This is a genomic window from Streptomyces sp. NPDC102437 (assembly GCF_044765565.1).
In the GTDB taxonomy this organism is placed as follows: domain Bacteria; phylum Actinomycetota; class Actinomycetes; order Streptomycetales; family Streptomycetaceae; genus Streptomyces.
The window spans coordinates 1-7,041 of record NZ_JBIWKI010000106.1; the positions used below are offsets into that span (position 1 = coordinate 1).

The 7,041-nt window shown below is 68.3% G+C and carries 8 protein-coding genes and 1 pseudogene; 3 read left to right on the plus strand and 6 right to left on the minus strand.

Annotated features, from left to right (window positions below):
• Window positions 1–285: 285 nt before the first annotated feature.
• The gene (locus ACIRJP_RS41630; protein WP_404186312.1) at window positions 286–1,362 is read right to left on the minus strand and encodes an alpha/beta hydrolase; all 1,077 of its coding nucleotides are present in this window, start codon (window positions 1,360–1,362) and stop codon (window positions 286–288) included.
• 99 nt (window positions 1,363–1,461) lie between these two features.
• Window positions 1,462–2,427: an alpha/beta hydrolase gene (locus tag ACIRJP_RS41635; protein WP_404186314.1), complete on the minus strand. Its 966-nt coding sequence runs from the start codon at window positions 2,425–2,427 to the stop codon at window positions 1,462–1,464.
• Between the two features lie 186 nt (window positions 2,428–2,613).
• On the opposite strand from ACIRJP_RS41635, the gene ACIRJP_RS41640 reads away from it, so the two are divergent.
• Both ACIRJP_RS41640 and ACIRJP_RS41645 read left to right on the plus strand, forming a co-directional pair.
• Complete coding sequence (locus ACIRJP_RS41640) at window positions 2,614–3,072, plus strand: MarR family winged helix-turn-helix transcriptional regulator (protein WP_404186316.1); 459 nt, start codon at window positions 2,614–2,616, stop codon at window positions 3,070–3,072.
• A gap of 428 nt (window positions 3,073–3,500) precedes the next feature.
• Complete coding sequence (locus ACIRJP_RS41645; protein ID WP_404186318.1) at window positions 3,501–4,127, plus strand: DUF2199 domain-containing protein; 627 nt, start codon at window positions 3,501–3,503, stop codon at window positions 4,125–4,127.
• Here the strand turns inward: ACIRJP_RS41645 and ACIRJP_RS41650 are convergent, their stop codons facing one another.
• From ACIRJP_RS41650 to ACIRJP_RS41665, 4 genes are read right to left on the minus strand one after another with little or no spacing between them, the layout of a single operon-like run.
• Window positions 4,128–4,532 (minus strand): transposase, encoded by a 405-nt coding sequence (locus tag ACIRJP_RS41650; RefSeq protein ID WP_404186320.1) that lies wholly within the window; start codon window positions 4,530–4,532, stop codon window positions 4,128–4,130.
• Window positions 4,529–5,266: a helix-turn-helix domain-containing protein gene (locus ACIRJP_RS41655; protein WP_404186322.1), complete on the minus strand. Its 738-nt coding sequence runs from the start codon at window positions 5,264–5,266 to the stop codon at window positions 4,529–4,531. The genes ACIRJP_RS41650 and ACIRJP_RS41655 overlap by 4 nt, the downstream gene beginning before the upstream one ends.
• A 41-nt stretch (window positions 5,267–5,307) precedes the next feature.
• Complete coding sequence (locus ACIRJP_RS41660) at window positions 5,308–5,718, minus strand: hypothetical protein (RefSeq protein WP_404186324.1); 411 nt, start codon at window positions 5,716–5,718, stop codon at window positions 5,308–5,310.
• 47 nt (window positions 5,719–5,765) lie between these two features.
• On the minus strand, window positions 5,766–6,263 hold the full coding sequence (locus tag ACIRJP_RS41665; RefSeq protein WP_404186326.1) for a MarR family winged helix-turn-helix transcriptional regulator: 498 nt from the start codon (window positions 6,261–6,263) through the stop codon (window positions 5,766–5,768).
• Window positions 6,264–6,639: 376 nt separating this feature from the next.
• On the opposite strand from ACIRJP_RS41665, the pseudogene ACIRJP_RS41670 reads away from it, so the two are divergent.
• Window positions 6,640–6,948: pseudogene (locus ACIRJP_RS41670) on the plus strand (transposase); the annotation flags it as partial.
• Window positions 6,949–7,041 lie beyond the last annotated feature (93 nt).

Below are 7,041 nucleotides of genomic sequence, written 5' to 3' on the forward strand. Positions count from 1 at the left end.
CCCCGCGTCGGGCCCTCACCATGCCCACCGGCCGACACGGCCTGAAACAACCTCGCCCAGCCGCCCAGCAGACCCAACTGAAACGCCGAGGCTAATGCTTCTCTGGCCCGCGGGCGGGCTGCGGACCACGTTCCACTGGCTCTGCAGTCCGGCTGCGGCTGGGCGAAGGCCGCGTCCGTAGCGGCGCCGTCCCGTGCGCCGGCGGGGGTCGGGCTGGTCCTCACGCTCCCCGCCGCGGGCCCGGGCTCGGCGGCGCTGCCGGAGCCGGTCGCTTTGGAGCGGGGGTCAGGAGCCGCTGTGAAGGCCGGTGTAGAGGAAGTGGTTGGCCTGGTCGACGGCTGCCTTGGCGGCGTTGGTGTGGGCGAGGGCGTTGAGCATGGCGAAGTCGTGGATGGTGCCCTGGTAGCGGACGGTGGTGATGTCGTTGCCGGCGGCGCGGAGCTTGGCGGCGTACGCCTCGCCCTCGTCGCGCAGGACGTCGGCCTCGTCGGTGATGACCAGGGCCTTGGGCAGGCCTTCGAGCTGGTTGAGGCTCGCGCGCAGTGGCGAGGCGAGGATCTGCTTGCGGTCCTTGGCGTTGGGGGCGTAGGCGTCCCAGAACCACTTCATGGCCTTGCGGGTCAGCCAGGGGCCGTCGGCGAACTCCCGGTAGGAGGGGGTGTTGAAGTTGGCGTCGGTGACGGGGTAGAAGAGCACCTGCTCGCGCAGGGCAGGGCCGCGGCGCTGCTTGGCCATGAGGGTGACGGCGGCGGTCATGTTGCCGCCGACGCTGTCGCCGGCGACGGCGATCCGGGAGCCGTCGACGTTGATCTCGTCACCGTGGTCGGCGACCCACTTGGTGGCCGCGTACGCCTGCTCGATGGCGATGGGGTAGCGCGCCTCGGGCGAGGGCGTGTAGTGGACGAAGATGACCGCAGCGTGGGCGCCGTTGGCGATCTGTCGCACCAGCCGGTCGTGGGTGTTCTCGTTGCCGAGGACCCAGCCGCCGCCGTGGAAGTACATGACGGCCGGGAGCTTGCCGCTCACTCCGGCGGGGCGGACGATCCGGATGGTCACCTCGCCGGTGGGTCCCACCTTGAGGGTGCGGTGGCTGATGTCCGCCGGGAGCTTGTCCGCAGGGCCGGCCTGTGCGCTGTCGAGTGCCTTGCGGGCGTCGCCGTAGGACAGGGTGTAGATGGGCGGGTTCTTCGCGGCCGCGTCGGCGAACGCCTGGGCGTCCTTTTCCAGCACCGGGGCGGTTGTGGTGGCGGACGGTGCGGCGGGTGAGGCCGACGCGTGGGCGGTGATGGTCACCCCGGCGATGAGGGCGGCTGTTGCGGCGACGGCGATCTTGCGGTTGATTCGGACAGGTGCGGTGCGCATGGGGGAACTCCTGGTGCGTGGGGTACTGAGGCGGGACCCGGGTGGTCCGGCCGGGTGTGGTGCGGGGGTGTTATGGGCGCCGGATGTGGTTGAGCGCGCTCAGGCGGTGTCGAGTGCGGTGCGCAGGGTGGCGATGGCCTGGTTGATGGCGGCTTCGGCGGCGTGGGTCTCGCGCAGGGCGTTGAGCATGACGAAGTCGTGGATGATGCCCTGGTAGCGGACGGCCGTGACGGGGACGCCGGCCTGGCGGAGCTTGTTGGCGTACGCCTCGCCCTCGTCGCGCAGGACGTCGGCCTCGCCGGTGATGACCAGGGCCGGGGGCAGGCCGGTGAGCTGCTCGGTGGTGGCGCGCAGCGGGGACGCGGTGATCTGGGCGCGTTCGGCCTCGTCGGTCGTGTACTGGTCCCAGAACCACTGCATGGCGTCGCGGCGCAGGAAGTAGCCGGTCGCGAACTGGTGGTAGGAGCCGGTGTCGAACGCGGCGTCGGTGACGGGGTAGAACAGCACCTGCTGGACGAGCGGCACGTCCCCGCGCTGCTTGGCCATCAGGGTCAGTGCGGCGGCCATGTTGCCGCCGACCGAGTCACCGGCCACCGCGATCCGGGTGGTGTCCAGGCCTTTTGAAGCGCCGTCGGTGACGACCCAGCGGGCGACGGCGTAGTTCTGCTCGATCGCGACGGGGTAGCGGGCCTCGGGCGAGAGGTCGTACTCGGGGAAGACGACGGCGGCGTTCGCGCCGACGGCGAGTTCGCGCACCAGGCGGTCGTGGGTGTGGGCGTTGCCGAAAACCCAGCCCGCACCGTGAATATAGAGGACAACGGGCAGCGGACCGGCGGCACCGACGGGACGGACGATGCGCGCCCGGACGGTGCCGGTGGGCCCGCCCTGCACGGTCACCCACTCCTCGGCGATCTCGGGCTTGGCGATCTCGCCGGACTGGACCTCATCGACCACCTTGCGGCCCTCGACCGGACCGAGATCGAACAGATACGGCGGGTTGGCGGTGGCCTCAGCGAACGCGGCGGCAGCCGGCTCCAGTTCGGGGGCGGTGATGTTCTCGTGCACGGGGGCTCCTTGGGCTGATGCCGGGGCGGCAGCCTCGGCGAGGGATGTGCCCGGCCGTTCGGCGGTCACGAGAAAACCGTAGCGCTCGATTCAGTCGTGCACAACTGAATCGAGCAAGGCATAGTCGAGGGCACTTGGAATGGGTAGGATGTACCTGGCCGATCATCAGAGGTAAGGACGCCGCTCATGGGCCAGAACACGCGCGACGACGCCGCAGTAGGTTCGCTGCTGCTTCAGGACCAGCTCTGCTTCGCCCTGTACGCGGCCTCGCGGGCGGTCACGACCCGCTACCGTCCACTGCTGGACGAGCTGGGGCTGACCTACCCGCAGTACCTCGTCATGCTCGTGTTGTGGGAGCAGGGCTCGGTTTCCGTACGGGAACTGGGCACGGCGCTCCAGCTGGAATCCAGCACCCTTTCGCCGCTCCTCAAGCGCCTTGAGGCCGGCGGCCTGATTCGCCGCGAACGACGCGCCGAGGACGAACGCTCCGTCGCCGTACACCTCACCCCGGCCGGCGCAGACCTTCAGGAGAAGGCCCGCGCCGTCCCGCTGGCCATCGGCGAGGCCATGGGCCTGACCCCCGAGCAGGACGCCACCGCGAAGCACTTGCTCCGCCTGCTCACCGAGAACGTCACCCACGACTGAGGCACCGGGCGCGGCGCGCACTCTGGTTCACGAATCGCTCGTGCCAGACGATCGCGCGACACCTCGACGGGGGATGGCGGAACACCCTCGCCGAGACGGATGGCCTTCCGCCAGTTCTGCGTGGCGAACGAAATGTCGAACCCATCCGCGTCGCGGTCGGGGATGTAGTAGGCCACAGACCGGAGCTCGACTGACTCGGCGTCCGTCTCCCGAACCTTGCTGCGGCAGTTTCCTCGTCGGCCATTCGTCCGTTGAACGGAATGTCGGATGCGGGGGCTGCTCTCGGGGATCTTGTGCGGCTGTTCTTCGTGGACCAGCGCCGAGTCTGGAAGGTGGGTGCGGTCGCGGGACGGAGCTATGCAAAGCCGAGCGAGCTCTTCGAGCGGCGCCGACTGCCCCGGGGCACCCCGATCCTGCTCGATGACACGATGCGTCCGGTCGAACCGCTGACCAGTTGGTTCCGCGCGATGGGCCTCGCGGGCCGTGATGCGAAGACGATGAAGGCATGCGCGTACACCGCGTTGATGTTGTTCCACTTCCTGGCCACCCGCAGCCGCGATTTCGTCTCGGCGAGCGAGGCGGACTTGCTGGAGTTTCGGTTGTGGCGGCGGGAGCAAGCCGAGGAGACGGTCGGACAGGCCGCTTGGGATCGTGATTCGGCGGCACTCGGCCAGCTCTACGATTACCTGGTCCAGCGTGGTCAGGTCCCTGGGCGGCCGTGGCGCCCCACCGGCCGTACGGCCTCGCTGGGCAGCGGTGCCAGCCGCGACCTGCGTGTGCGCCACATGGAACTCGAGCAGTACACCTGCTCGTGCTGCGGGGCCCAGCACCCTGAGCTGCCAATGAACTACACGGTCGAGGCTCCGGCCGTGTGGAATCCGGCCTTCGCCGACGCCGATGACTGCCTGCTGTTCGCGGACCAGTGCGTGGTCCGCGAACAGCACTACTTCGTCAAGGACATGATCGAGATACCGGTCATCGGCAGTGACGAGGTGTTCTCCTGGGGCGTCTGCATCTCGCTTAGTGGTCGGCTCCGGAAGTCCTTCGGGGGTTGATCATGCTGCGAGTCGGGAGGAGGATTCTTCCTGGTGATCGGTGGTGTGCCGGTCGAGTCTGGCCAGCAGATCGTCCAGGTCGGAGGCGGTGAACTTCCACTGGTACGGCTGTGCCGTGGCGTTGTAGCGGTCTTCGAAGGCTCGGAGCCGGTCCCTGACCTGGGTGAGGTCGGTGAAGTCGTTGGGCGAGACGACCTTGCGCTGCACGATGGAGAAGAAGATCTCCACTTGGTTCAACCAGGAGGCATGGACCGGGGTGTGCACCAGAATCGCGTTCGGGAACGCAGCAGTCAGCCGGTCGGCGGCTTTCTTGCCGCGGTGGGAGGAGCCGTTGTCGACGATCCAGAACACGCGCTTGGCGCTCGCGTACGGCTCCTGGCTCATGACCTGGGTGACCAGGTTCATGAACGGTTCGATGCCGGTGCGTGGTTCGGTGTGTGGGCTTGGTGGACGTCGTAGGCGGCCAGGTAGGCCAGGGCACCGCCGCGGTCGTAGGTGTGGTTGACGCGCATGGCCCGGGCCTGCCCGGGGGCCAGGGTGGGGTGGCAGCGGCAGCGGGCCTGGATGGAGGTTTTCTCGTCCGCGCTGATGACGTACTCGTCACTGCCCAGGGGCTGCCCCGTCGCATGCCTGGCGTACAAGTCCATGATGCGGGCGGCCTTGGACCGGAAGCCCGGGTCGCGGACGAAGATCCAGGACTGGTACTGCCAGGGCTTGATCGCGTCGTCCTTGAGCCAGCGGCGCACGGTGGAAGCGGACAGGGTCGGCGCGATCCGTCGGGCGACGGCCTCACGGGCCAGTTCCGGGCACGACCAGCGCGACAGAGGGGTTCCGGTCTCGGCAGGTAACTGGCAGGCCATTGCTTTGACTTCGGTGACCTGCAGCGGGGTGAACGAGGGCGGTCGCCCCGACCGCCTGCGGTCGGCCAGGGCGGGCAGGCCACCGGCGGCGAACCGGCCCCGCCAGGTGCGCACCGTGTCCACGTGCATCCGTGTCTGCGCGGCTATCCGGGTGTTGGAGTGCCCCCGGGCCGCCAGAAGCACGATGGTTGCCCGCTGTCGGGCCTGGTGAGGCGTCTTGTGGCCATAGGCCATCTTCTTCAGCCGGTGGCGCTCGTTGGCGCTCAGCACGACGGACACGGCGAGAGTGAGGGGCAAGGGGGTGCGTCGGCTGGTGGCGTTCAGTGTGAGGGCTTCGCCGTGGGGGTGCCGGGTGGCTCCTGGCTCATCATTGCCAGCATCGATTGCCACGGTGTTCCGTCGAAGATCAGCATGATCGATGTGATTCCTGTGCCGTCGAGGCGGAAGTGCTCGGCGGTGCGCTGAGTGCCGGCCGGGGTGGAGGTATGCACGTCGTAGACGAGTGTGGCCTCGGACTCGCCGTACAGTTCGCTGATCATGTCGACGCCGGTAACCACCTTGAGGAAGCCGGGGAGCCCGGCCAGGTGGCCGGCGGGGTCCCCGGAACTCATGAGCGGGCTGTGGAAGGTGAACGGCTCGGCGAGGTGAGCGACGGCTGTGGGCACGTCCCCACGGAACCTGGCGTCGTGATAGCCCCGGACGATCTGCCGGGTCCGGTTCTGGGGTGTCATCGCGGTTCGGTCCTTGGGTCGTTTTCTCGGGGCGGTGGACGTCCGGTTCACGGCTGGGTGTTCGTGCCGTCGGCCTGGCTCAGGTACTGGTCGAGTCGATTCTGATTCTCGACAAGGCGCAGACACAGATGTCGCAGCTGGGTCGTCTCGGCGGGCGTGAATCCTCGGAAGACCGCCGCCATGGCGGCCTGGGTGGGCCGGCGGAAGGACTCCACCCAGTCCAGCCCGGCGGGTGTGATCCGGGCCAGGACTGAACGGCGGTCACGCCGGTCGGGAACCCGCTCAGCCAGTCCGTCGCGTTCGAGGGTGTCAACCAGTCCGGTGACATTGCGCGAGCTCACTCCAGCTCCCTGGGCCAGCTTGCCGATGCTCAGCCCGTCATCGGGTGCGGCGCTCAGACGGATCAGGAGGTCGAGCGCCCCCGCGCTCAGCCCGCGTCCCTCGGCCCCGCGGGCGCGCAGGCGCTCGACGGCGTGGAAAGCGCTGCGGACCGCAGCTGCGCCTTCGAGGGCGAGGGTGTCCTCGCCTGCGGTGAACTGGGCCATGGCAGACCTCACCCGGGGGTCGAAGAGGCTGCCGTCCGGGTCACAGGCGAGGTCAGACGAAGAGTTATGTACCTGCTTCATAATGAAGCAGGACTCTAATACCGGCTTCTGTAACTTGCCAACCCCCGGCGCGCCCCGAAGACGCCCTCGGGCGCTCCAGCGAGCTCTGTCTCACCGCTCCCCACCTGATCAACCCTCTGACGCAACACCTCCGCCGCGTCAACCCCCGAAGGACTTCCGGAGCTGACCACTAATAGGGCTTGGTCATGTGTGGTTGGTGACGGCGTGTCTTCTTGATCGGTTGTGTCGTTGATCGGGTGTGCTGGGTGAGGAGTTGGCTGCGGTCCGGTGTGATCTGGAGGACTTCGCGGCGGAGATGTTCGAGCCGTTCGCGCGGGCGGATCAGCGATGGTGGGGCGGGGTCTATCTGCGGGGCCTGTTGCTGGACGGCGGGCGTAAGTCGGTGGAGCCGATGGCCGCCCGCTTGGGCGAAGACGGGAACCGGCAGGCGCTGGCCCACTTCGTCACTTCCAGCCCGTGGGATGCGGCGCATGTGCGGGCCCGTCTGGCCTGGCGTATGCAGCCGGTCGTCAAGCCCACCGCGTTGATCATCGATGACACCGGGTTCCTCAAGGACGGGGACGCGTCGGCGTGCGTGACCCGGCAGTACACCGGCACCGCGGGGAGCTGTATTTCAATAACTGCTCGATGGGCAAGCCTCGGTGTCAGGCTGGAGTATGACTTGCCCTCAGCTCTCCAACGCTTCCGCTGCTGACCT